We start from the raw sequence: 23,135 nt of genomic DNA, 5'->3' as shown, positions 1-23,135 counted from the left end.
CGTTGAATGTTCACCCAGTGCTCAGGCCGGGTTGCTGAAACGACTTGACCAACTCGCTGATTGCTTTGAATTCGGGCCGATCCGAGCGCTCGGTCCACTCGAAGAGGACCGCCTCGGTCGTCGTCAAAACCACGCCCGCCGCTTCAAGCCGGCGGAGTGCGAACTCCCAATCCATCTTCGTCCGCGACGCTACGGCGTCCGCGGGGACTTGCACCGCGAAACCGAGTTTGAGTAACTCCAGCGCCGTCTGGGCGATGCAGACGTGCGCCTCGATTCCCACCAGGGTGACGTGCTTGATGTGCCGTCCATAGAGCTGTTCGAGGATCTGGGGCACCGCGCAGCAATGGAACGTCGTCTTCGAGTGCCGCTCAGGGATCAGAGTCGCCAGTTCATAAATCGTGGGCCCGAGGCCTTCAGGGTATTGCTCGGTGGCCCAAAATGGCAACTTCAAGATCTCTGCGGCGTGAACCAGTCGGATCGCGTTCGCAACCACCAGGTCACGGTGTTTGATCCGCGCCATCAGTTTCTCTTGGACATCGACCACCAACAGTGCACCGTTTTGTCCGGTGAGGCGTTCGGTTAAACGCATTGACCAGCGCTCCAGCCGCAAGTTCGTGTCGCGAGGAATTGGCTCGAGCGATGCTAGTGGGCGAATCGAGGCTGTGTCAAGCCGCACGATGGACTTGCACCGGAAACAACGGAAACCCATCGGACGTGCCACAAGCCCGATCTGGCACGTGACTTCAAGTAAACCCTCCCGAGTCACACGGCCAGCCTCGACCAATTTACGGAACGCGAACCGGATCACTCAAAAAACGGCAGAATCGGCCAACAAAGTCTCCAACAGGATCGGTCGATTGAGCGTAGACGAGAAAGTGGTATCCTCGGAATCGTTCGCCATCGAGCAGGATGTGGTAAGGATGAGGCACCACGAGAGAGATTCTCTTCGTCAGTCGTGTGCTCGACTTGCCCGAAGAAGGGGAGACGCTGTACGATGGGGAATCTTGAGCCGGTATGGAGCGGCCCCTCGGCGCGGGGCCGGACGTGCCGTGTCTTAGCGGGAGCGACACGTGTGGCGGGCAAGCCTCGACTCTTAGTTATCGAGCGCGACAGTCACCTCGGTTCGTCGCCGCGCGAACAACTAGCACATTCTTACGAAATCGTCACGGCGCGGACGATGGCGCGCGCCCTGGTCTTACTTCGAGACCAGGAATTCGACGGGGTTTACGTCGATACCGCTCAACTGACGGCAGTCCGCTGGGCGGGCGTGCTGATCCAGGCGGAAGAGATTCTCGACGCGATCGCCGACGGCGTGGCGATCGTCGATCCCGATCTCCGGGTGATCTGGGCCAATCCGGAATTTCACTCCCTCGCCGATCAGGCGGTCGAGACGATCGGGGGCAAGTTCTACAGGGCGCTGGGGAACCCCGAGGTGATCGGTCCCGACCCTTGCCCGTTCACATCCGCCGTGGCCTCGAAAACTCCGGCGAGTACCGTCCTGCGGATCGGGGCCAACCGCTATCTGCGAGTCACCGTGACACCGGTCTTCGACTCGTCCCAGAGTCTCACCCAACTCATCGCTCTGACCCGTGATATTACTGACGAGACTCAGCAACAGCTAAAGGTCAACGCGATCCACAAGGCGGGGGATGAACTTGCCGACCTCACTCCCGAGGAGTTGTCGGAGCTAGGGGTCGAAGAGCGGACCGATCTGCTGAAGTACAACATCACGCGGCACATGAAGGACCTCCTCGGTCTCGACTTCATTGAGATCCGCCTGCTCGACCGCGCCACTGGAATGCTCATCCCACTGCTTACCGAGGGCATGACGCCGAGCGCCGCCAATCGCGAACTGTTCGCACGTAAAGAGAATAACGGGGTGACCGGGTTTGTCGCGGCCACCGGCCAGAGCTACCTCTGTCCGGATACCACTCACGATCCGCTCTATCTGGAAGGGGCCGCCGGTGCGCGGAGCTCGCTGACCGTCCCCTTGATTTATCACGGCACGGTCATCGGGACACTCAACGTCGAGAATGCGCGGTCGAATGCGTTCGACGAGCGTGACCGGCAGTTTCTCGAGATCTATGCGAGAAATGTTGCCTCGGCCTTGAACACGCTCGACCTGCTTCAAGCCGAGAAGTTTAGTGCGGCGACCGCGTCGGTGGAGGCGATCAGCCGCGAGCTGGCAATCCCCCTGGACGATATTCTCAACGACGCCACTACCGTGCTCGACCGTTACGCCGGGCACGATGATGACATCATCGCTCGCCTCCGGCACCTCCTCGTCCGCGCCCGAGAGATCCGAAGTCTGATCCATAAGGTGGGCTCCTCGATCGCGCCCGAACCGAAGCGCAGTACGCCTCGGCCCACGCCCCGTCTCTCAAACTCGCGCCTCCTGGTCGTCGATGCCGACGAGTCGATCCGGAAATCGGCCCACCATCTCCTCGGCTCCCATGGCGCGATTGTCGAAACCGCGCGCGATGCGCACGAAGCCATCGCCCTGGCCCGACAGACGCCTTATGCGGCAGCCCTCGTCGATATCCGCCTTCCCGACCTCGACGGCTTTGAGACGTATCGTCGCCTCCGTGAAGTGCAGCCGGGCGTGCCCATCATCCTCATGACCGGATTCGGTTGGGATCCTGCACACTCGATCGTCAAAGCACGTCAGGAAGGGCTGCAAACCGTACTCTACAAACCGTTCCGCTCCGACCGGCTCATGGAGGCTGTCGAACAAGCCCTCCGCCCGTCGAGCTCGAGCCCGGTCGCCGTCCAGCCCTCCCCCCCCTCATCCCCTCCGCTCCCCACCGCAACGGACAGCCAGGCCGACGTCCTGGATTCTCCACCACCCAAGGCAATCGTTCATGATTCTTAACTGGTCGCTCGCGACCTTGGTGGCGATCGGCCATGCGGGGGTCTTCGTCTACCTCACGAACCTGCTCCACGGCATGGGCATCATGCCACCGTTGAGAGAGCGGGTCGGAAAGTGCTACCTGGCGATTGTGCTTCTCATCTCGGGAGCCATGACCTGGGAGTTTCTTCAAGGGAAGGAAACTCCTTGGTCCTGGCCGATCCGCGTCTATTCACTGCTCTGCCTCGTGGTCGCGTTGATCGGCATCCCGGTCTGCTCGCTGCTCCTCCGCCGTCGACGAATTCCCGACGGCATCGCCGAACAGACGTCGGACATCGACCTCGCTCATCGCCTTGGGAAAGAGAACCTGATCGGCTCCGGTCGTCACTCCTGGCTCTTGAAAATCAAGGGCAACGACTCGTTCCGCCTGCGAAAACGGGAGTGGACGATCACGCTCCCGACCCTTCCGGCTGTCTGGGACGGCCTCAGTATCGTGCAGGTCAGTGACCTCCACTTTGCCCCCTGCTTCCAACAACGCTTTTTTGAACACATCGCCGCTGAGGCCGCCGAGTGGCCAGCCGACCTGTTCGTCTTCACCGGGGATCTGATCGACAGCGACCTTGCACTCGACTGGATCGTACCGGTCATGTCACGGTTGCGCGGTCGCCTGGGAACGTTTTCCATCCTGGGCAACCACGACTTCGACCATCACCCCGCCGAAGTCCAAAAGCGTCTCGAACAGGCGGGGTTTACCGACCTCGAGGGATTATGGACCCAACTCGAGATTCAGGGGCTGACCCTGGCTCTGGGTGGCACCTCCACTCCCTGGGGACCGGAACTCAACCTCAACGCAGCCCCGGACGCGGACTTCCGACTCTTCCTGAGCCACTCGCCCGATCAATTCGCACGCGCCGTGGAATCAGGGATCGACCTGATGCTTTCCGGACACAACCACGGCGGTCAGATCCGGTTGCCAGGGGTCGGGCCCGTCTTCATGCCGAGCCGGTACTCTCGACGCTTCGACCGAGGTTATTTCCGCTCGGGCCGGACCTTGCTTCACGTCAGCCAAGGCGTGGCGGGCAAACATCCGATCCGCTTCGGCTGCATTCCCGAGATCAGCCGACTCGTGCTCCGCGTCGGACGAGAGAATTCTCTGGCTTCCTCGAACCCGCAACAATCACACTTGCCCGAGAATGTCACTCCGACCATTTTCACCTGAACGACGCGTACCCGCGATCGGAACGGCCTCGTGGCTCCTCGTGATCGGGCGCGCAAGGGGCTGATTCCAGGGGGGACACACCTCGCCTCGGGCCCACTCGACGGTAAACCACCGTCGGTAGAGTCTCTCAGCAGACCGATGTGAACCAGCTATCGAGGGAAGCCTGAGGACGACGAGTTCCGTACTCGAAACGCGTCAGGCTCGTTAGCCTGCGTCGATTCACCGATTGACAAATTCGCCTTGATTCGCAAGCACTTACACATACACGCGTCGGTTGTAAATGTACCATTCCAGAAGAACGATACCGAGCGCGATCGCCGCAATCGGCTTCCACCAATCTTTGCGAATAGGCCGCGGGTTCCGCGTGCCGGAGACAGGGTTGTAGCCGATCTTGATCTTGTAGCTTTCGGCCAGGGTCGAATCTGGCGGAATACCTTCAGGGACCAGGCCGCGCGTCGCCAGGTCGCTCTCGCGGGCGTCGAACTGATTGACTGCAAAGGCAAGCAGACCGTCAGGTTCCCAACGGGCGTGATAAATCCCGGTCGCGTCGACCTGGTCGTCCACGTAGGTTCCCTGGAGCGTCCGAGACAGTGTCTCGACCTTCTTGCCGTCGGCCGACGTGACCTTGATCTGCCCCTTAGACGACTCCGCGCGAAGAACGACTGGGCGGCCAGGCAGATGGATATCATCGCCGGCGGACTCGCGAGCGTTCCCCAGCACTTGCAGGCTATTGAAGAGGAACAACGGAAAACTGATATTTCGATACCAGTTCGTATTAAATTTTTCGCCATCCATGAGCGCGAAGGTAACAACGGCGTCCGAGTAACCCTCACGCGGGGCCACGAACGCGAGCGGTCCCTGATTGCCTTCGATCAAGTTCGTCGAACCGGGAGGAGGCTCGACCGTCACGGCCTTGAGGATCGCCACGGTCGGAAGGTCACGGACGTATTGCATGAGCGGATGGGAAACATCCCAGTCGAGGATGATCGGCTGCTCCTGAATCTTCGACTTGGCATACGCAGGCCCGGGAGGTAGGACGCCAAAATAGAGGGCATTCGCCTCGGGAGACGTCTCAGGGCGAAAGTGATCGTAGATCACCAGGTCGTAACGACCCGACCGAAGGTCGCGGGCGATGGCGTCGGACTTGGTCTCTTCGGGGGCGACGACCGTGACGTCCGCGCGCTCGACGGCGGTCGGCGTTCGCAACGTATCGACCAGATAGCGATTGCCGGCCGTCACGACCAAAACCTGCGCCTTGCGAGGGTTGCCGACCACCGTGAAAGCTCGGTTGTCCAGCGCCAGCGAATCCTCGACAAGCAGCCTCACCTCGAGTTCCGCCATCCCCGTGTCGGGCAGTTCGAACTTGAACGACTGATCGCTCTGCGGCGCCAGTTTCAGGGCGATCGCGTCGATCAGGTTTCCCTTTTCGCCAGGCTTTTTCGGGTCGTGCCTGAGAAGCTGGGCCTCGGTCTCGACCGGCTGGCCACGATAGTTGTGGATTCGCCCAAAGACCTGGTACGTATCGATACGCTCATCATTTCGCCTGGACTGAAGCGCAAGGATGGCGACATTGTCCGAAGCGGTCTTGGTTCGGGCGGGCGATGAAGGCTTGGGATCGGCCGCCGCGGAAACCGGAGGAGGCGGGGGACCGATCACGATGACTTCGGGCTCGAGGTTTCCCAGGCTGAACCCCTCGACATCGGAAAATCCACCGTCCGTGTAGATCTTCAACTTGGGCGCGACGAGTTGCGTCGCCACCACCCCTTCCCCCACGTCCTTTTGGCGCGACGGGTTGGCCAGGCCGGCCGCAACCTGGAGTGCTTCGCGAAGGGAGGTGGCCGACTCGGTCGGTTGGATCGAGTCGATCCGCTGGGCCAGTAGCCGGCGATCTCCCGTATAGCTCGAGATCACCTTCGCACCATCAGAGAAGGCGATCACCATCGCCAGGTCGTCCGAGTCCATGGAGGCAACGACCTTCTTGGCATCGATCTTGGCGATCGCAAGGCGCGACGGTTTGACGTCGGTGGCCGACATGCTCGCCGAGTTATCGATCGTCAGGACGTACCGCTGTCCCTGGGCGGACGTCCCCTTGATCCTCGGCCCCGTCAGGGCGAGCATTGCTAGCAAGACGGCCGCGAGTTGGAGGAAGAGCAGTAAGTTCCTGCGAAGGCGCTGGAAGAGACTGTTCACGTGCAGGTCTTCGATGCTCCGTTTCCAGAGCAACGTACTGGGCACCTGTACGGGGCGACGACGGAGCTTGAGAAAATAGAGCGCGACGATCCCGACGGGAATTCCCGCGAGTACCGCCCAGGCGGTCGCCCCGAGCGGAGTCGCGAACTGGACGTTGGAGCTCAAGCCGCTCAGACTGCCGAAATTCATTCCGCCGTCTCCCGTCCGGGCTCAGAGGTCCGGTTCCCGGTCCAACGAACCGGGCCGTTCCCCCTTGCGCCTTCGAATCATCATATAAAGCAGGTAGGCGACGATCGCTCCCGACACTCCGAAAAAGACCCAAGGGTCGTTCACCATGACAGACAAGCCTCGCCAGAAGTCTTACTTCACCAGCCCGCGTTCGCGGAGGTAGTTCAGAATCAGTTTGTCGAACGGATTATGGTTCGTCGTAAAAATATAGGTGATTCCCCGCTTGGTGCACCAGTCCTTGAGCCCGCCGACGAAGGCGTTGAGGTTATCCTTGTACCGTTTCAGCAACGGGGCACTCACGGAAATCTCGGCCACATCCTCGTCCTCGCAGTCAACGAGCCTGAGGTCGCCCACGAGTTCGGGCTCGACCTCTTCCTGACTGAGGACATGAATGACATAGATATCCATGTTCCTGGCCACCAGATAACGGAGCGCTTCCTCGTAGCCCCGTTTGTCGAGAAAGTCGGAAATCACGACGACGACGCCTTTGCCCGAATGCTTGATCGCGAAGGCGCGGGCGGCGGCCGTCAGGTTGCTCGAACCGCTGGCGTTCAACTGATCGAGATATTGCACCACGCGCCACATCTGCGATCGACCGCGAATGCTGGGCATTCCGCCGTCGAGCTTCGAGCTGAACGTGTCGAGCAGCACCCGATCGTGATTCACCAGGCCGATGAAGGAGAGGGCGGCCGCCACTTGCTTGCCGTATTGAAGCTTGGTGGGATCGCCAAAGTCCATCGACAGGCTGGTATCGAGCAACGTGTAAAAGTGAAGATCTTCCTCCTCGAGAAAGAGCTTGAGGAACAACTTGTCGAGCCGGCCGTAGACGTTCCAATCGATATGCCGGAGGTCGTCGCCGATCGAGTAGTTGCGGTGGTCGGCGAATTCCACCGACGAGCCTCGCCGCTTACTCTTTCGTTCTCCCTTCATGCGGCCGACGAAGATTTTCCGACTCACAAGCTCGAGATGTTCGAGCTTGTGGAGAAATTCGGGGTCGAGCAGGGGAGTGACCTTGGTTTCCGGCATCGGCGACTCGATCCCTGGAGGATGGCTTCATTCACGGAGGAGTCCAAGGAGAGGGGGAACGCCCCCCGGTCCTCCCGAGACTCCGGTTCGGAACTCGCTCAGCTAAACCAGTCGGAGACGTAGAAGAGACCGAGCATCAAGGTCGCGGCAATTCCAAGGCCGACCAACCAGGGGACCAGGGCGGCGACGAAGATGGTCCAACGCGCCTTCACGCTCAGCGAACGGCGACGGTGCATGAAACCGAGCGCGGTGAACCAGCTCTCGAGAATTACAAGGCTTCCCCCCAAGGCCGTGATGAACGCCACCGTCGGCTCGGAACTCCAGATGAGGATCGAGGCGGCAAACAAAGTGGCGCAAAGCGTGGCGAGGCAGGTCAGGTCTCCACGGGTATAGAAAAGGCGTTCGGGCTGGGGGGGATTCCAGGCCACGGGGGCAGGGGGGGGATTATAAATGTCGTACATGGGGTGCGATCTCCTAGGGTGTCGACTCCTCCGTCACCGTCAGCCCGCCTTGGCGACAGGCGCTGTCTCCTCCGCTTTCTCCGGGACCGCGGCGAGTACCTTGAGCAGGATCTCGTCCGAGCCGATTCCTTCGGCCTGCGCCTCGAAATTCAAGAGCACGCGGTGCCGTAGCGCGGGCAAGTAAACCCGACGCAGATCTTCGAAACTGACATTATACCGTCCGTCGAGCAAGGCGCGGACTTTGGCCGCGAGAACCAGCGTTTGAACGCCGCGCGGGCTACTGCCCCAGCGGATGTACTGGTTCGTGACCGGGGGAGCGAACTGCCCCTCGGGGTGAGTGGCCAGTCCGAGTCGGATCGCGTAATCCTGCACGTGAGGCGCGATGATCACCTGTCGGACCAGCCCCTGCATCCGGATGAGCGTCTCGCCGTCGATGACCGATTCCGCCTGCGGTCGTTCACCGCGCGTGGTCCGGTCGAGGATGACGTTCAGTTCGTCGCGGGTCGAGTAGCCGACAACCAGTTTGAACAGGAACCGGTCGAGCTGAGCCTCGGGCAAGGGATAAGTTCCCTCCTGCTCGATCGGGTTCTGCGTCGCCATCACAAAGAAGGGCTCTTTCAGCTTGTGAATGTGCCCCCCCACGGTGACCGAATGCTCCTGCATCGCTTCCAGAAGGGCCGACTGGGTTTTGGGCGTGGCTCGATTGATTTCATCCGCCAGGACGATCTGGGAAAAGAGCGGTCCGCGCTGAAATTCAAAGACTCGCCGCCCGTCCGGAGCTTCCATCACGATGTTCGTGCCGATGATGTCGGCCGGCATCAAGTCGGGGGTGAACTGGATCCGGTTGAAGTCGAGTGAAAGCGAGTCGGCCAGGGTTCGGACGAGGAGTGTCTTCCCCAGGCCGGGAACCCCTTCAAGCAACGCGTGGCCACCGACGAACAGACAGGTCAGCACACCGTGCACGATCTCGTCGTGGCCCACGATCACCTTGCCGATCTCGGACTTCACCCGGTGGTAGGCCGTGCGAAATTCCTCGGCATGAGCTTCCATTGTGGCAGGTTCGGCAGTCGACATCGTGGTACGTCCTCAAAATCGAGGGTGGGCGTCGCCCACCGACCTGGTTGATGGTCTCAGGGCTTGTCCTGGTTCTTTTCGCGTTCTTCCCAGACCTTCTGCTTGGCCCTGAGAAGCCGATTCGTATAGCTCTCGGGCTCGGCGGCCTTCGACGCATCGGGACCAAGTCCAGGCGCATCAGGGGTCGACTTCGCGGGCCGCTTCGCTTCGGTTGGCCGATTCTCTTGCAAGAGCGGTTCGCCGGCCGCGACCGTTTCCGAAGGGGGCGGAGCCTCGAACCGCGCGGCCGCTCGGGAACGGTCAAGTTGCTCCCCGACCTCGGCCTTCCGCGTTTTGAGCTTCTCCATGTAGTCAACCGGAGGAGCAACCTCCTGCCCGCGCAGCTTCTTCCACTGGTCGGCCACCGACTTGCGAATCCGGTCGATATCCGGTGCCACCCGACGCACCGCCACATCTCCCAGGAACAGGACCACCGCCAACCAGAGCAGGGTGGGCCAGAGGTCGGCAAAAGAGCGGGGATTGACCAGGGTGGCATCGCGACGGAAGTGATCGATCGAGTCGATTGTCCGTTGCAGGTCGACTCGTCCGTCCGGAAAATACTTCCAGGTCGACACCTGGCCGTCGGTCAGGCTGGAGATGTTTTCGAGCGTCGCCGGATTCGAGCGGAGCTCGCGGTACTCGTCGGAATAGGGGACCGAGACCCCGGACGAGATCACTCCTTGAATCCCTTCCGAGCCACGGTATCCCAGGTTCACAAAGTAGTTTCCGCTGGCCTCGGCGTCCTCGACGGTCCCCTCGTATTTCCCGGGAGCGACCTGCACCAGCTCGACCGACGACCGCTTGAGGTCGGGGCTGACGACGTTCCCCTGAATCTGGAGGAAGTTGAGGAACTGGTTCTCCTTATCCAGGGCATCGACGACGACTTTGATTCTCCCCTCCTCACGCCTGACGGTGAGGGTGAGATTTCCACGGTCGACCGGGCGCATCGACCAGCGGATGATCTGCGACCAGAAGGCTGCGTAACTCTGCCAGTCGGGCCATTCCTTGGCCCAGCGCCTGCCCGCGTCGGATGTGAAGGCCACGGACCGACCCAGGCCGTACGTCCAGTGTGCCAGCAGCGGATTGACCTGGCCGGTCGGCAACGGGGATGTCAGCGGAACCTCGACCAGCTCGTTCTCCTTGAGACTGGTCAGAACGAGTCCGTTGATCGGGGGAATTTCGGCCGGCAACCCGATGACCGGTTCACTCAGGTAGTTCACCTTCGGAGCCCAGGGAGTTCCCTGCTCGAAGATCAATGGACGGGAGATCGTCCTCGCCTCTTTCTGATAAATGCGAGGAAGCGCTTTGGGGTTGGTCACGTTGTAGAAACGCCCCTTGGTCCGATTGGCGAGGTTCCGCATCGTGCTCTGCGCGCCGAAGTCGTTGCCATGGGCCGCGGTCAGCACGGAGGTCACCGTAATCTTGTTTGCGACGAGTTGGCGAATCACCGCCGAAGTCGGCGGAGTCGGGTCGCCGTCGCTAATAATCACGATGTGCCGGGTCATCGCGTCCTTGACCTGCATCAAGCCCTTCATGGCCAACTGGAGCGAAGGGTCGAAGTCAGGCATATCGCCGGGAGTCATGCGATCGATCGCGCGAAGCATGATGGGGCGGCCACTGCCAATCGAACGGAGCGTGAAGAGCCAGGCTTCCTGGCCTTCCCAGTGAAGCATCCCCGCATAATCGTATGTTGAGAGGGCGTTCAAGGCGGCTTTGGCGACGACCTTCTGCCAGTAGTTCCCCTCGGGAATCTCGCTGGCGTGCATGATCATGACCATGGCGCCGATCCCTTGGACCTTGAGCGCCTTGATCTGCATGTCGACCGGGAGCGCCTTCTCCACGGGGGTGTTCATCCACCCCCCCGCGCCAAAGCTGTCGCGTCCTCCGATCATCACCAAACCCGCGCCCATGTCATGGACGTTCGACTCCAGGATCTGGTGCTGCGACTCGGTAAACGACTCTTTGGGAACGTTGGCCAGAATCACCGAGTCATAAGGCTGAAGCTGTGCCAGGTCGGTCGGCAAGGCATCGCCCCCGACCCCTCCAGATCCGTCGACCCGAGGGGCGACCAACGGTGTGACCGCGATCTCTTTTTCACGAAGGGCTCGAATCAACTCGACGTGCTCGCCCGCGGTCCCCTCAATCAAGAGGACTTGCGCTTTCCCTCGAGCGTGCGTAAAGCCCTCGGCGACGTTGTTGATCGCGCGGCGGTCGCCGCTCCCTTTTTCGGGCACGAACTCGGCGGCGAACGTGTAGAAGTTCGGCTCGTTGATCTGCTGTTTCAGGTTGAAGACGTTGATTCCGCGTTGGAGCTCGACCGGTTGTGGAGTCTCATTGCCGGGGGCAGGCGCGCGGTAGTTGTCGGCCTTCTGGAAAATCTGCAAGGTCCCCCGTGTCGGCTCGCTGGCGCGAATGACCACATTGATGTTGACCGTTTCCCCCTTCTTCACATCGGGGGGGATCGACACCTTCTCGACCAGGACCTCGCGGTCATAGTGATATTCGAGCGGCACGGTATCGACCTGCACGCCCAGCTTCTTGGCGGACAGGGCCTGCTCGATCGCGTTGCCTCGGTTCTCATTGCCGTCGGAAAGGATCACGATCCGCCGCGCAGTATCTTCCGGGAACGTCGCCAGCGCCAGTTTGATTGCCGAGGCCAGATCGGTGTATTCGGAATCGATCGAGCTCTCGATTCCGAGCAGATTGATCTCGGTGGGGGCCGGAGGAGACTCGACGCTCGGCGCCTTGCCGAAGACGATGACCCCGGTCAGATCATCCTTCCGACGCTTCCTCGAGGCGGCCGTGACGTAATCCTGCGCGGGCCCTTGGAGCTCGCGGGGAACGCTCTGCGACCCGTCGAGGAGGAACATTGTTGTCAGTCGATCGCTGCGCCGAACCATCTGGAGCTCGGCCAACGCTAGCACGATCAGGGTCACCACCGCAGACCGAAAGAGAATGGCAACGATTCGACGAACCGATCCCAGGCCCGAAAGGCTTCGGAAGCTGAGCAAAACCAGGGGCGGGATGAGGATCGGCAGCAGGATCAACCACCAGGGATGACCTACCGAGACCGAGAGTTTTCCGAACATCGTGGCCTACGCCTCCGTCGTTACCCCACTTACATACGGAACCGCTGCACGCGATGATTGTTCGAGTCAATGACCGAGATCGCGCCCGTGTGGTCAATGGCGAGAGCGAACGGGTTATAGAGCTGACCGGGCCCGCGCCCCGCGCTCCCCCAAACCCCAAGTGATTGACCCTCGAGGCTGAACTTCTGGACGCGGTGATTCCCATACTCGCAGACATAGAGAGCATGGTCAGGGCCGATCGCCAGGTCGTAGGGATAGCTCAATTGCCCAGGGGCATCACCACGCGTTCCCCAATGAAACAGAAGCTTGCCCATCGTATCGAAGACCTGGATCCGATGGTTACAGCTATCGGCCACATAGATCCGATCCTGGTCGTCGATGGCCAGGGCCCTGGGCTTGAGGAACTCCCCCAGCGCATAGCCGTGCCCTCCCCACTGGCGAAGCCACTTGCCTTCCGGAGAAAAGACCTGGATCCGGTCGTAATCGCCGTAATCGCCCACATAAAAATTGCCCGCTCGGTCGATCACGGCGTCGGTCGGATAGCCGAATCGCCCCGGGGTCGTCGCCTGCACCCCGTCACCGAGCTGAAACAAGAGCTCGCCCTTGAGCGAGTAAACCAGCACGCGATAAAAATGGGTGTCCGAAACGAGTAGCCTGCCGTACCGGTCCACGGTCAAACCACTCGGCCCGTCAACGTTGAAGTCGGGCGTTCGCCACCCCAGAATGTATTTCCCATTGCGGTCGAAGGCCTGAATTCGGTCAGTAAGATCGGCCATGTAGAGCCGATCCTGACCATCGAACGCGGCCGCCCTGGGTTTGTGCAACCAGCCCGGTCGCGTTCCGTGGATCCCCCAGACCAGGTCCGGACGTGAGCTTGCTTCGCCATCGCAGCCCGAAAAGCCGACGGCCATGAGTAGACTCAGCCAGGAGACCACACCATGACGACAGCTCATGCCAAGGATGTCTCAATCAAAAAGGTCGGTTGGGAGGGAGTCGGCCGACTGGTTCGCTAAACTGTAATCAGAGATTAGTCTCCGACGCAAGTCCTAGGCCCTTCGTTTCAGTCCTCTTTCTTTCATGTCAAAGAGCGTGATTGCATGGCATCTTTCTCCAAGGTCTGTGATGTCGATGACGTGGCCGAAGGACGAGGTTTACCCGTCGAGGTGGATGGGCTTGGGATTGCCATCTTCAATGATGGCGGTCGGTTCCACGCACTAATTGGCCGCTGCCCTCACGCCAACGGGTCGATGGGACAGGGATGGATCGAGGACGGGGAGGCGGTCTGTCCTCTCCATCGCTGGCGGTTCCAGCTCGCAACCGGCCGCTGCACGACGATGGGAGGCAACACCCTGCATCGATTCCGGTGCGAAGTCCGTGGTGACGAAGTCTGGGTCGAGGTCTGATCGAGGCTCATCCCCCTCGACGGCCTTCCCTCTCACTCAGAGCCAGACTTTGAGTCGGCCGCGCAGGCAGTCCGGCAGTCGTTTGTCGACGATTCGCTGGATCTGGTCTGGGTGGAGTCGGGTGCTGAAATGGGAGGCGATGATCACCTCATTTTCGAACCGATCCGCGCGGGCGATGATGTCATCCAGGTGGGTGTGTCCGTACTTGTGGATAAGCGAGGGGCGGTCCCCCGGCGCGACGAAGGTCATCTCGAGAATGATGATCTCCGCGTGATAGAGATCGGGGAGCACGTCGAGCCCCGCGGGTGCGGTATCCCCCAGGTAGGCGATCTTCGGCATCCGGATTTCGGTCGAGACCTCCACGCCCGACAGCCGGATATCGCGAATCTCCTCGCCGCTCAGGTCGTGGTACTCCGGTTTGAGTTTCCGTCGTCGCTCGTAGACGAGATAGCCGATGGAGGGAATCGTGTGTTTGGTCGCGAACGTTTTCACCACCAGCTCACGGCTGAGCTCGATCTCCTGGCCAGGAACAACGCCGACGAGCTTGGCGGGCAATCGCCCGCGATCGAGCTTTTGGAACGCTCGAAGTAGCATTTCGACGGCGTCGATCGCCTCGGCGGGCAGGTAGATGGTGGGCGGCTCCATCTTCATCATCCGCCGTCGCGCCACATAAACCGGCAGCGCCGCGATATGGTCGAGGTGGGTGTGCGAAAGGAACCAGGTCGGCGTCGACATGAACGACCAGGGCTGACCTCCGAGGTCAAAGCCCAGCTTCAGTTCAGGGATCCGCCAATAAGTCTGGACAGCGGCGCGCGAGTATCCTTCGACGGTCAGCCCCTTGTGGACGAGGGAACGAACCGGGGCATTGTCGACCGGATGGTCCAGCGATTCCACCGTCGTATCGAGATCCGAACTCAACTGATCCTCACTCCTTCCCAACCAACCCGTTGCAAAGCTCTCGCTCGCGTTCCCACCCAGTATAATCAACGCGGCGGCGTTACGACGAGACTGCGGCTCTTGGAGGTCACTCAGGATGGCACGACGGACGCTGGTCTTTGGCCCGGCCTATCTCGATCGGGTCTTACGAGTGGATCAGCCCCTCCTCGAATCGGAACTCGGAGGCCCCCTCGATCAGAGCGTTGACGGACAGATCAGGTTCGGCCCCGGGCTCTCCCTGATCGATCCGGACGGAGGGTTGATGGAATTGGAGCTCCCTGCCGACTGGCCGGGGCCGACGGGTCAGATCGCCCTCGCGCAGGTCATCACTCCTCCCACTTCGTCGATGCGGAGGAAGGTGCGGGGCGTTTCCTGGAGCGACGATCTCGGCGGGATGGGGGCCGGATATGCCGCGGCGCTCGGAGGTGACCTCATCAGTGCGCTCGGAAGTGAGGACGACCAAACGAGTCAGATCATTTCCGCGCAACTCGCACGACACGAGATCACCCATCGTCCGATCCGGTTGCCGGAACATCCGGCTGACTGGACACTGCTGATCACGAGCGGGAAATTCGGCGACAAGCTGCCGATCGGCTTCCGAGGCTGCCATGCGGCATTGACCTCTCTCGCCCCTTGGATCGATCAGCCTTGCGAGCTCAGAGTCGTGGCCGGGCTGCCAAATCGGATCGCGTCCCAGGCGCTCAGTGCCCCCGGAGCGGCCGTTCGCTTCTTTGCACCCGCCATGAGAAACATGATCGATCGAGATTGCCCGATCTCGAATTTCGCGGAGTCCGTCGACATATTGAGCTGCAACCGCCACGAGTGGGACCAACTGGCCGACCGAGAGCAGGTGGCCTGGAAACTTTCGATACTCGCCATCACCGAGGGCGCCGAGGGGTGCGTCGTCCGGTTCACGAACCCGGTGGGGGAGCCGGTCTCGCTTCGCATTCCCGCATTTCCAAGGAACCAACCGCCGCGCGACACCAACCGGGCCGGAGAAACCTTCGCGGCGACGCTCGTCAACAGCCTGCTCGAGGGAGGTTGGGCCCCTGGAGTGGCCGAAGAATCACTCGTCAGAAACGCCACGGTACGGGCCTCGGCAGCCGCGGCGCTCGTTCTCGATCGGCTGGAATTCGGATTTCCAGCGCCCAATGAGATTGATGCGGCCCTGGTTGCGGGGCAGGTCGTCTGAGGCCTCAAGACGCGGGCCTGGATCTCCGCTACAATGCGGCGACGCTCGAACGGGAAACGACGCTTTAGGGGAGGAGACCCTTGATGAGAGTGATACGTTCAGGGCTGGTTTTCGCCTTCGTGGCTGTCGCCCTGGCGACCTCGGCCCGGCTGTCGCTCCGGGCTCAAGACTCAAAAGGTCCGGACGGCCCTGTAGTCGCCGCGACAAAGGCCGTGAACGGCGGCGAGGCCTCGCACTCCGTTCTCGATGCCCTGGAGCGTGATTTCGACCTGCCGTTCGGCGACCCGACATCACTGGAAGAGGTTTGCCGCTATCTCCGCCGCAGCCTGAATGCGCCGGTCGTCCTCGATCTCGCCGCACTCGCCAGGCAACAAGTGCCGAGGAACCAGAGCGTCGAACTCGATCTGAAAGGGGTTCGACTCAAAACCGGGCTCAAACTCTTGCTCGACCAGGTCGGTCTGACCTATCGCGTCGTCCCCGAAGATAACCTCCTGATCCTGACCGATAACCAAGGTTCCGACGACCCCTTGAAACGAGTCCAGGCCGAGGTTCACGAGCTCCATCTCGAGATCCACGACGTTCAGGACGCACTCGAGCAGGTTCGCGCTGCCCTGGGACTCGTCGATGGGGCCAAGGTTCGTAACCCGACGATCATCGAAGAAATGCCCGAAGGTGCCGTCGAAGAGAAAGCAGCTCCTCCAGCGACCACGCCCCGCCCCCGAAGGGGAATCTAATGCGGTTCGTCGATGGAACCGCACAGGCAAGGTGGGCACCAGAGATTCGAAGCCGGTTCCGCCTCAACCAGGCAAGCGGCGTCCGTTCGGGGCCACAACCCGGGGCCCGAGACAAAAAAAACAGAGGAACCGGCAGGCCGTTGTGAGGTCGGAAACCGAATGCCCCTGGATTACCACCGGTTCTGCCGCAGCGAACTCGTGGTACCCCTAGAGTGGCGTTCGCTCGCCTTTTGAGTGCTTGGCACTCTCCATCCGAAGTCGAAGGGGAACGCGCATCATGACCCCGGGGAGTCGAATTGTCGCCACGCTACCGGTCGCGGCGACAGGCCAAATTCCGATTCGCAAGAGCCGCCGGCGTTCCGATCCGTCCGCCGTCCCGCGCGGCTGGAGCCGGTGGCTGGGAGAGCCGAGGAACACCGTTTTCCTCGTACTGGCGTCAGCTCTGTTCCTCGGCGGGGGAAGGAAGTTGCTCCAATGGTGGCGTGCTCGCGCCATCGTGGAGCGCCTCGGCGAACCCAATCTGACGGTTGAAGCCATCGACGCGGCTTCGGGCCACGGGCGGGCTCCCTTGATGGAACTGTTCAGGATCCTGACAACCGCCGAGACCGAATCACTCCGATGGGCCGCGGGCCGGGCGCTGGCCGTCTTGTGGGCGCAGGACAACTTGATCGTCGAGGAAGAGAAAGCCCTGCTCCTTCGTGGTTTTACCACGACCTGGCAAGCACGCCGACGCTACCCGAGACAGATTCAAGGGGCGATTCCGATCACTGTCTCCTACGGAATTCCGTTCCTCATCGAAGGGGGAGTTGGGGTCGGACCAGAGCATCTGGAATGGTCCCACCGAATCATGGGAACGCGTCGCGCGGCTCACGAATCGTTCACCTCATGGAAGGCGGGGGTTGGCCTCGCAAAGTTCGACCTGATCCCTGGCGACTTCGACACTAACGGCCCGCACCGACTCGTCCTTCAAACCAGAGTTCGGACACATAAACTCACGGATGCCTGGGAGCTCGACCTCCCCCAGATTCCGTTTCACATCGAGTTCGACTCGATCCTCACGCCCGAGGCGCTCTTCACCCTGGCCGACGCGTCGCGTGAAGCGGCTCTCGCGCGGGCCGTTCAACTCGAGTCGATCGAGACAAACGAGTCGAACGCGGTGGAATACCTCCCGCTCAACGAGGAATTCGCGTTCCGAAACGCTCCACAGTTGCGGGTGATGACCCCGCTCCCATGCGACCTGGCACATACGGTGGAAATCGAGATCGAGGGGGTCTCGGGTCGGTTTCCAGGAGGCGCGGTCGTCGTGAGCGGGCAAGGCGCAACCCCGGAATCGCCGGCCGAAGTCCGCAGGTTCCCGCTGGGACCGATTGAAGCCGTTCCTCACGATGTGATCGACCGACCCGGCACTCGGCGAGTTCGGGCCATTTTGAAGGCCGATCCCGACCGAGGCTGGGGTGATCCTGAAATTCGTTCGATCTGGCCGGGAACGCTCGAAACCGCCTGGGTCAACGTCGAGGTCGCCCGCCGCTGACGCTCGGTTCGATCGAAGTGGTCACGGGGCTGGCGAATCGCTTACCGGCCACGAGTCGCGCCGCGACCCGGACCGCCTCGATCAGACTCGACGTCTCGGCTCGTCCTTTCCAGGCGATGTCGTAGGCGGTACCGTGCGCCACGCTGGTCCGGATGATCGGGAGCCCGAGCGTCACGTTGACTGCGCGGTCGAAGCCAATCGTCTTGAGGGCCACGTGACCCTGGTCATGGTACATGGCCACGACCGCGTCGAACTCGCCGGCCATCGCACGGACGAAGAGGGTATCGCTGGCGATCGGCCCGATCGCATGGATTCCGGCCTCGACCGCGCGAGCGACCGCCGGGGCGATGACCCTCTCCTCCTCATCACCGAAGAGTCCCCCCTCGCCGCCGTGTGGGTTGAGCGCGGCCACGGCCACGCGAGGCGGTCGGCCCTCCGTCAAGGGACGGATCGCCCGGTCGGCAAGCAAGATTTTCGACTCCACGGCCTCGACTGTCAGAAGGTCGAAAACGCTACGGAGCGGAACGTGCAGGGTGGCGTGAACGACCCCGAGTCCCGTGCCTTCAGCCCCCACGGGTGGCCCAATGTAGAGCATCATCGCATGATCGACGACGCCGCAACGCTCGGCGAGGATTTCGGTATGTCCCGGGTGCTGCACTCCGCCGGCGCGGAGGGCTTCCTTATGAAGCGGCAGCGTTGTGATCGCGTCGATTCGACCGGCGAGCGCCAGGTCGACCGCGGTGATCAAATAGTCGTAGGCCGCCCGCCCCGCCCGAGGATCGATCAGTCCCGGCGCGATGTCGGCCACGTCCTCATCGGTCGCTTCGAGGCAGGGGATGATCCTCGCCGTCGGCCGCGCATCTTCGGGCCGGCTGACGGACTGCACGACCGCCTGCCCGCCGACACAGGCCAGCGCTCGCTCGAGGACTGACTTACTCCCAACCACGAACGGACGCGCAAGGGCCCGGAGTGGAGAATCGCCCCAGGCCCGGGCGATGACCTCGGGCCCGATCCCCGCCACGTCACCCATGGTCAGCGCCACGAGTGGCCTGTCATCTTGCAGAGTCATTACATCCCTCTCCCTGCTTACCTGGCAGAAGGCTCAATGAGGCCACCTTCAATCAATGAGTCGCGATGGCTCGCGGCGGTTTCGTCCGGGCATTCCCCGTTTCAGTTCCAGTCGCCACATCATTGGAGGACGTCCGCTGCACCCGGTGCGAGGCAGGCGACTCTCCACAACCGAGCGGGATGGCAAGCAGAACGAGTGCAAACATTAATGTGCGTTTCAAGCGAGGACGTTCCTGCAAGGCTCGCCACGGAGCTTGGGTCTGGTTTCGGCAAAGCACATTTGCGAATGCTGGTGACACGGCCGCAACGCCTGATTATCACCTGGCCAAGTCTTCCCTGTCGAGTCGAAACAAGAAGAGGCCATCGTCAATCGCGGCTTCGGACTTGCCGTGTCGATCAGGACCATGTGCGCCCTCGATTGCGTGAATCTGAAGTCGTTGAACTCGTCGAGACGGGCGGGACAACTGTTCAATGTTGAAGCGGTTGGTTAAGATGCAACTAGGGAAGTGAGAAGGAACCGATCTTACGATCGGGGCGGGCGTTGTCGTCTCCCACAAAGCACGACACTTATCCGCCGAATGTCTTTCGCCGGGGGAAGGTCAGGTCAATGGTCAACGAGTCATTAAAAGACTTTGTCGTTTCGAGGATCCTGCCCGGCGTCACGACCCCCGCACAGTACATTGGCGGCGAGTTGAACAGCACTCCGAAGGACCATCACAAGGTCCGAGGGCTGGTCTGCCTTGCGTTTCCCGACACCTACGCACTCGGCATGAGCCACCACGGCCTTCAGGTGCTCTATAGCCTGATGAATGCCGCGGATTGGGCCTGTGAACGCGCGTTTACGCCGCTGCCCGACTTCGAAAAGGCGCTCCGTGAACACGACCTCCCGCTCTATGGACTGGAGACCTTCACGCCGTTGAATCGGTTCGACGTGCTCGGGTTTTCGCTCCAGTACGAGATCTGCTACACCAATGTGCTGACGATGCTCGACCTGGGCGGGATCACGCTCCACGCCGAAGATCGCGGGCCGGACGAAACCCTGGTGATCGCCGGCGGCCCCGGAGCGCAGAATCCGGAGTTGATCGCTCCTTATATCGACCTGTTCGTCATTGGTGACGGCGAGCCCAGCCTGCCGATCGTTTGCGAACTCTGGAAGTCGATGCAAGGGGATCCCACCCTCAGCCGGGAAGACAAGCTCGCCAAGATCGCCGGAAGCGTGAACTGGGCCTACGTCCCTCGCTTTTATCAGCATCAGTACGCTCCCGACGGCACGATTACTGAGATCGAGCGGCTGCGCAGCGATGTGCCGGCCGCGATCAAGGCGTGTGTGATCGACTGCTTGGACGCGAGTCCCTTGCCCACGGCTCCCATCCTGCCGTTTGTCGAGACCGCTCACGACCGGATTGCGATTGAGATCATGCGCGGCTGCCCCTGGCAGTGTCGGTTCTGCCAGAGCACGGTCATCAAGCGCCCACTCCGGTTCCGGACGGTCGAAACGATCGTCAACGCAGCGATCGAGAGCTACAAGAATACCGGTCATGACGAGATCAGCCTGCTGTCGCTCTCGACCAGCGATTATCCTGATTTCGAGAAGCTGGTGACCCGGATGAGCGAGGTCTTCACCCCCTTGGGTGTGAAGATCTCCTTGCCGAGTCTGCGAATCACCGAGACTTTGAAGAAGATCCCCGCGCTGTTGGCCGAGGGACGACGGGGGGGATTGACCCTCGCGCCTGAGGTGGCCCGCGACGACATGCGGGAGCAGATTCGCAAACCGATCAACAACCAAGACCTCTACGACGGTGCCGCGGAGGCCTTCCGACGAGGCTGGCGGAAGGTAAAGCTCTACTTCATGTGCGGCCTGCCCGGCGAGCGTCCCGCTGATCTCGACGGCATTATCGAGATGGCCGAAACGATTGCAAGGATCGGCAAGGATGTCACCGGGAGATACGCGGATGTCGTCGCGAGCGTCTCGAACTTCGTCCCGAAGCCGCACACGCCTTACCAGTGGAACGGGATGCAGACCCGCGAATACTTCCATTGGGCGCACAAGTACCTGAGGTCCAGGGTTCGGACCCGCTCGGTCACCGTGAAGTGTCACGACATCGAGCGAAGCCTCCTCGAAGGGATCTTGACCCGGGGCGACCGCCGGGTGGCCGTTGGCCTGGAAGAAGTCTGGAAACGAGGAGCCCGACTGGACGCCTGGTCGGAGTATTTCGACTCCAAGCTCTGGTGGTCGACCTTCGCCGAGTTGGGAATCGACGTGCCTTTCTACAGCCAGCGCGAACGGCCCGTCGACGAAATCCTGCCCTGGGACCATATTCACGTCAAGAAGGGGCGTGACTATCTCGCCAAAGAGCAGAACCGATCCCTCGTCCAGCTCGAGGCAATGGCCGGAGCCGTTTGAGTAACTTCCGAAAGGGCCAAGGGACGTGACCGAGCCTGCGACAGCGTCGACGACCGAACTCGGACCGACAGAACCGCCGATCGCAGCCACGGAACAGGATCAGGATCGAGAAAGTGTCAGGCGACATCACCGCTGGCCCTATCTCGTCGTTTTCCTGGCGATTGTCTGGATCGTCATCGTCCGCGTTCCGTTGATCCTCAACGCCCGAAACCACCTGGATAGCGACCTGGCCGTGGACGGTATCACCCTGCGTGATGCCCTCCAGGGTCACTGGCGGTGGCACTATCCGGCGACGCCCCAAATCGGCATTCTGCCGATTTTCTATTCTTTGCCTCAGGCTCTGATCTGGGGCGCCAACCCGTTCACGCTCGTGAGCGGGGGTACCGTCGCCTTTGTCGGACTCGTGCTGGCAACCTTTGCACTGACCTGGGTCTCCTTCGGACGGTCCGTGGCGGCCTGGGGACTCGTTCCCTTGACGTTCGCCTCGACCGGAGTGATCTGGCTCTCGGGACGGATCACCGGCGGCCATCTCAGCGCAGTCTCTTGGCACGCCATCGCGTTTCTGCTGCTCTACCTGACCTTGGCCCGTGGCCAGCTCAAGTACGCGATCATGCTCGGAGTGTGGTGCGGGTTGGGCCTCTACGTTGATACGATGTTCATGCTCACGCTTTCCGGTCTCGTGCCCGCGGCCATCGGAACGTGGTGGCGGACGGGGCGATCGCGTCGTGGCCTGCTTGCCGCCTTGGTCTTTATTCCGGCCTTCATGCTCGGCGTCGCGCCACGCGAGATCGGCGCCCGTGTCGATCCCCATAGCTCCTATCCGCAAGGGTTCCTCTCGTCATTCGAGCCCGTGGTCTTGCTCAATCATCTTCGGCTTCTTGGCTTGGACTGCTTGCCAAGGCTGATCACCGGCCACCGACTTCCCAACCTACAGTCCGACCCGTCGCCCGCGGAACTCGGTGGCCCCGGTCCCAACAACAGCCCGAGGGATACAAGGCCGCTGGCAATCGCTGTGACAGTCATCGTCGCGGTGATGTTCCTGGCGGCAGTCCGTGCCCTGGCCGATCCGGAGTCGACCCGTGGGAATCCCCCGGCCGCGGCCGTTCGCTGGGGCATGCTCATCTCCGGGGTGGCCACTCTGGTCGCGTTCGTGATCTACCGTGATATCTTCAATGCCGACAACTACCGATACCTCGTCATTCTCCTGGTTCCCTGGTCCATCGGTTTTGGTCTGGCAATGCACTCGCTCGTGCGGATGGGACGCGTTGGGCTGACAATTGCCGTGCTCTGCGGCGCGACGTTGGCCGGCCTCATGACGCTCGACACCGGGCGGTGGTATCATCAGTTCGGTTGGATCAACTCGCAAGGGCGGCCGGTGCAGGTCGACGTCAACGATCCTCTGTTAGCCTGGTTGAATGACCATCCCGAGGTGGATTCATTCTTGACCGGCTATTGGGACGCCTACAGACTCACGTTCCTCGCCAATCGATCGGTCCTCGGTATTCCGTACCCGATCTATCCCAACCGGTTCCCTGAGTGGTCGCGTGCCTTGCCGAGCGGCCATCCCCAGATCGTGATCAACCGGCACCATCAGCGAGGGGGTGCGTTCGCAGACCGTGTCAGACTGAGTGGTGGCCAGTATCTGATGCGCAGCGACTCCTTTGACATTATCACTTGGCCTTGATGGCGAGAC

18 protein-coding genes are annotated in these 23,135 nt (G+C 61.5%); 8 read left to right on the top strand and 10 right to left on the bottom strand.

Annotated elements, in window-relative coordinates; genetic code table 11:
• Positions 1-10 precede the first annotated feature (10 nt).
• A complete protein-coding gene (locus V5E97_RS32990) occupies positions 11-520 on the bottom strand; it encodes an isochorismatase family protein (RefSeq protein ID WP_406695787.1) in 510 nt (169 codons plus the stop codon).
• Between the two features lie 657 nt (positions 521-1,177).
• Here V5E97_RS32990 and V5E97_RS32985 point away from each other — a divergent pair.
• Positions 1,178-2,872, top strand: a complete 1,695-nt coding sequence (locus V5E97_RS32985; protein ID WP_406695786.1) for a response regulator — start codon at positions 1,178-1,180, stop codon at positions 2,870-2,872.
• A complete protein-coding gene (locus V5E97_RS32980) occupies positions 2,862-4,067 on the top strand; it encodes a metallophosphoesterase (RefSeq protein WP_406695785.1) in 1,206 nt (401 codons plus the stop codon). The genes V5E97_RS32985 and V5E97_RS32980 overlap by 11 nt, the downstream gene beginning before the upstream one ends.
• A gap of 255 nt (positions 4,068-4,322) precedes the next feature.
• On the opposite strand, the gene V5E97_RS32975 is transcribed toward V5E97_RS32980, so the two are convergent.
• The 7 genes from V5E97_RS32975 to V5E97_RS32945 all read right to left on the bottom strand — a co-directional run bounded on the left by V5E97_RS32975 (position 4,323) and on the right by V5E97_RS32945 (position 13,127).
• Complete coding sequence (locus tag V5E97_RS32975) at positions 4,323-6,446, bottom strand: vWA domain-containing protein (protein ID WP_406695784.1); 2,124 nt, start codon at positions 6,444-6,446, stop codon at positions 4,323-4,325.
• A gap of 21 nt (positions 6,447-6,467) precedes the next feature.
• Entirely contained in the window at positions 6,468-6,593 is a 126-nt protein-coding gene (locus V5E97_RS32970; protein ID WP_406695783.1) for a hypothetical protein, read from the bottom strand.
• A gap of 24 nt (positions 6,594-6,617) precedes the next feature.
• Positions 6,618-7,511, bottom strand: a complete 894-nt coding sequence (locus tag V5E97_RS32965; protein ID WP_406695782.1) for a DUF58 domain-containing protein — start codon at positions 7,509-7,511, stop codon at positions 6,618-6,620.
• A 98-nt stretch (positions 7,512-7,609) separates the two neighbouring features.
• On the bottom strand, positions 7,610-7,972 hold the full coding sequence (locus V5E97_RS32960) for a hypothetical protein (RefSeq protein ID WP_406695781.1): 363 nt from the start codon (positions 7,970-7,972) through the stop codon (positions 7,610-7,612).
• Positions 7,973-8,011: 39 nt separating this feature from the next.
• Positions 8,012-9,046: an AAA family ATPase gene (locus V5E97_RS32955; protein WP_406695780.1), complete on the bottom strand. Its 1,035-nt coding sequence runs from the start codon at positions 9,044-9,046 to the stop codon at positions 8,012-8,014.
• Between the two features lie 56 nt (positions 9,047-9,102).
• On the bottom strand, positions 9,103-12,174 hold the full coding sequence (locus V5E97_RS32950; RefSeq protein ID WP_406695779.1) for a glutamine amidotransferase: 3,072 nt from the start codon (positions 12,172-12,174) through the stop codon (positions 9,103-9,105).
• Between the two features lie 29 nt (positions 12,175-12,203).
• Positions 12,204-13,127 (bottom strand): NHL repeat-containing protein, encoded by a 924-nt coding sequence (locus V5E97_RS32945; protein WP_406695778.1) that lies wholly within the window; start codon positions 13,125-13,127, stop codon positions 12,204-12,206.
• Positions 13,128-13,271: 144 nt separating this feature from the next.
• On the opposite strand from V5E97_RS32945, the gene V5E97_RS32940 reads away from it, so the two are divergent.
• The gene (locus V5E97_RS32940) at positions 13,272-13,577 is read left to right on the top strand and encodes a Rieske (2Fe-2S) protein (RefSeq protein ID WP_406695777.1); all 306 of its coding nucleotides are present in this window, start codon (positions 13,272-13,274) and stop codon (positions 13,575-13,577) included.
• Between the two features lie 36 nt (positions 13,578-13,613).
• Here V5E97_RS32940 and V5E97_RS32935 read toward each other — a convergent pair whose 3' ends face one another.
• Positions 13,614-14,495, bottom strand: a complete 882-nt coding sequence (locus V5E97_RS32935) for an MBL fold metallo-hydrolase (protein WP_406695776.1) — start codon at positions 14,493-14,495, stop codon at positions 13,614-13,616.
• A 115-nt stretch (positions 14,496-14,610) separates the two neighbouring features.
• On the opposite strand from V5E97_RS32935, the gene V5E97_RS32930 reads away from it, so the two are divergent.
• The 3 genes from V5E97_RS32930 (at position 14,611) to V5E97_RS32920 (ending at position 17,970) form a co-directional block, all read left to right on the top strand.
• Positions 14,611-15,705, top strand: coding sequence for a PfkB family carbohydrate kinase (locus V5E97_RS32930; protein WP_406695775.1), 1,095 nt, complete (start codon positions 14,611-14,613; stop codon positions 15,703-15,705).
• 83 nt (positions 15,706-15,788) lie between these two features.
• Positions 15,789-16,439 (top strand): hypothetical protein, encoded by a 651-nt coding sequence (locus tag V5E97_RS32925; protein ID WP_406695774.1) that lies wholly within the window; start codon positions 15,789-15,791, stop codon positions 16,437-16,439.
• A gap of 277 nt (positions 16,440-16,716) precedes the next feature.
• Positions 16,717-17,970: a hypothetical protein gene (locus V5E97_RS32920; protein ID WP_406695773.1), complete on the top strand. Its 1,254-nt coding sequence runs from the start codon at positions 16,717-16,719 to the stop codon at positions 17,968-17,970.
• Here V5E97_RS32920 and pdxA read toward each other — a convergent pair.
• Positions 17,945-19,039 (bottom strand): 4-hydroxythreonine-4-phosphate dehydrogenase PdxA, encoded by a 1,095-nt coding sequence (pdxA, locus tag V5E97_RS32915; RefSeq protein WP_406695772.1) that lies wholly within the window; start codon positions 19,037-19,039, stop codon positions 17,945-17,947. The two genes, V5E97_RS32920 and pdxA, sit on opposite strands and share 26 nt — an antisense overlap.
• Positions 19,040-19,645: 606 nt before the next feature.
• Here pdxA and V5E97_RS32910 point away from each other — a divergent pair.
• Positions 19,646-21,442 (top strand): TIGR03960 family B12-binding radical SAM protein, encoded by a 1,797-nt coding sequence (locus tag V5E97_RS32910; protein WP_406695771.1) that lies wholly within the window; start codon positions 19,646-19,648, stop codon positions 21,440-21,442.
• 25 nt (positions 21,443-21,467) lie between these two features.
• Positions 21,468-23,126: a glycosyltransferase family protein gene (locus V5E97_RS32905; RefSeq protein WP_406695770.1), complete on the top strand. Its 1,659-nt coding sequence runs from the start codon at positions 21,468-21,470 to the stop codon at positions 23,124-23,126.
• Positions 23,127-23,135 lie beyond the last annotated feature (9 nt).

Source organism: Singulisphaera photorubra (assembly GCF_045290345.1).
In the GTDB taxonomy this organism is placed as follows: Bacteria; Planctomycetota; Planctomycetia; order Isosphaerales; family Isosphaeraceae; genus Singulisphaera.
This window is presented reverse-complemented; position numbering and strand designations above follow the sequence as displayed.

What these genes read in the sequence shown, in the direction of transcription:
- V5E97_RS32990 (WP_406695787.1), bottom strand. Translation starts at nt 520, where the DNA reads ATGGCGCGGATCAAACACCGTGACCTGGTGGTTGCGAACGCGATCCGA.
- V5E97_RS32985 (WP_406695786.1), top strand. Translation starts at nt 1,178, where the DNA reads ATGGCGCGCGCCCTGGTCTTACTTCGAGACCAGGAATTCGACGGGGTT.
- V5E97_RS32980 (WP_406695785.1), top strand. Translation starts at nt 2,862, where the DNA reads ATGATTCTTAACTGGTCGCTCGCGACCTTGGTGGCGATCGGCCATGCG.
- V5E97_RS32975 (WP_406695784.1), bottom strand. Translation starts at nt 6,446, where the DNA reads ATGAATTTCGGCAGTCTGAGCGGCTTGAGCTCCAACGTCCAGTTCGCG.
- V5E97_RS32970 (WP_406695783.1), bottom strand. Translation starts at nt 6,593, where the DNA reads ATGGTGAACGACCCTTGGGTCTTTTTCGGAGTGTCGGGAGCGATCGTC.
- V5E97_RS32965 (WP_406695782.1), bottom strand. Translation starts at nt 7,511, where the DNA reads ATGCCGGAAACCAAGGTCACTCCCCTGCTCGACCCCGAATTTCTCCAC.
- V5E97_RS32960 (WP_406695781.1), bottom strand. Translation starts at nt 7,972, where the DNA reads ATGTACGACATTTATAATCCCCCCCCTGCCCCCGTGGCCTGGAATCCC.
- V5E97_RS32955 (WP_406695780.1), bottom strand. Translation starts at nt 9,046, where the DNA reads ATGTCGACTGCCGAACCTGCCACAATGGAAGCTCATGCCGAGGAATTT.
- V5E97_RS32950 (WP_406695779.1), bottom strand. Translation starts at nt 12,174, where the DNA reads ATGTTCGGAAAACTCTCGGTCTCGGTAGGTCATCCCTGGTGGTTGATC.
- V5E97_RS32945 (WP_406695778.1), bottom strand. Translation starts at nt 13,127, where the DNA reads ATGAGCTGTCGTCATGGTGTGGTCTCCTGGCTGAGTCTACTCATGGCC.
- V5E97_RS32940 (WP_406695777.1), top strand. Translation starts at nt 13,272, where the DNA reads ATGGCATCTTTCTCCAAGGTCTGTGATGTCGATGACGTGGCCGAAGGA.
- V5E97_RS32930 (WP_406695775.1), top strand. Translation starts at nt 14,611, where the DNA reads ATGGCACGACGGACGCTGGTCTTTGGCCCGGCCTATCTCGATCGGGTC.
- V5E97_RS32925 (WP_406695774.1), top strand. Translation starts at nt 15,789, where the DNA reads ATGAGAGTGATACGTTCAGGGCTGGTTTTCGCCTTCGTGGCTGTCGCC.
- V5E97_RS32920 (WP_406695773.1), top strand. Translation starts at nt 16,717, where the DNA reads ATGACCCCGGGGAGTCGAATTGTCGCCACGCTACCGGTCGCGGCGACA.
- pdxA (WP_406695772.1), bottom strand. Translation starts at nt 19,039, where the DNA reads ATGACTCTGCAAGATGACAGGCCACTCGTGGCGCTGACCATGGGTGAC.
- V5E97_RS32910 (WP_406695771.1), top strand. Translation starts at nt 19,646, where the DNA reads ATGGTCAACGAGTCATTAAAAGACTTTGTCGTTTCGAGGATCCTGCCC.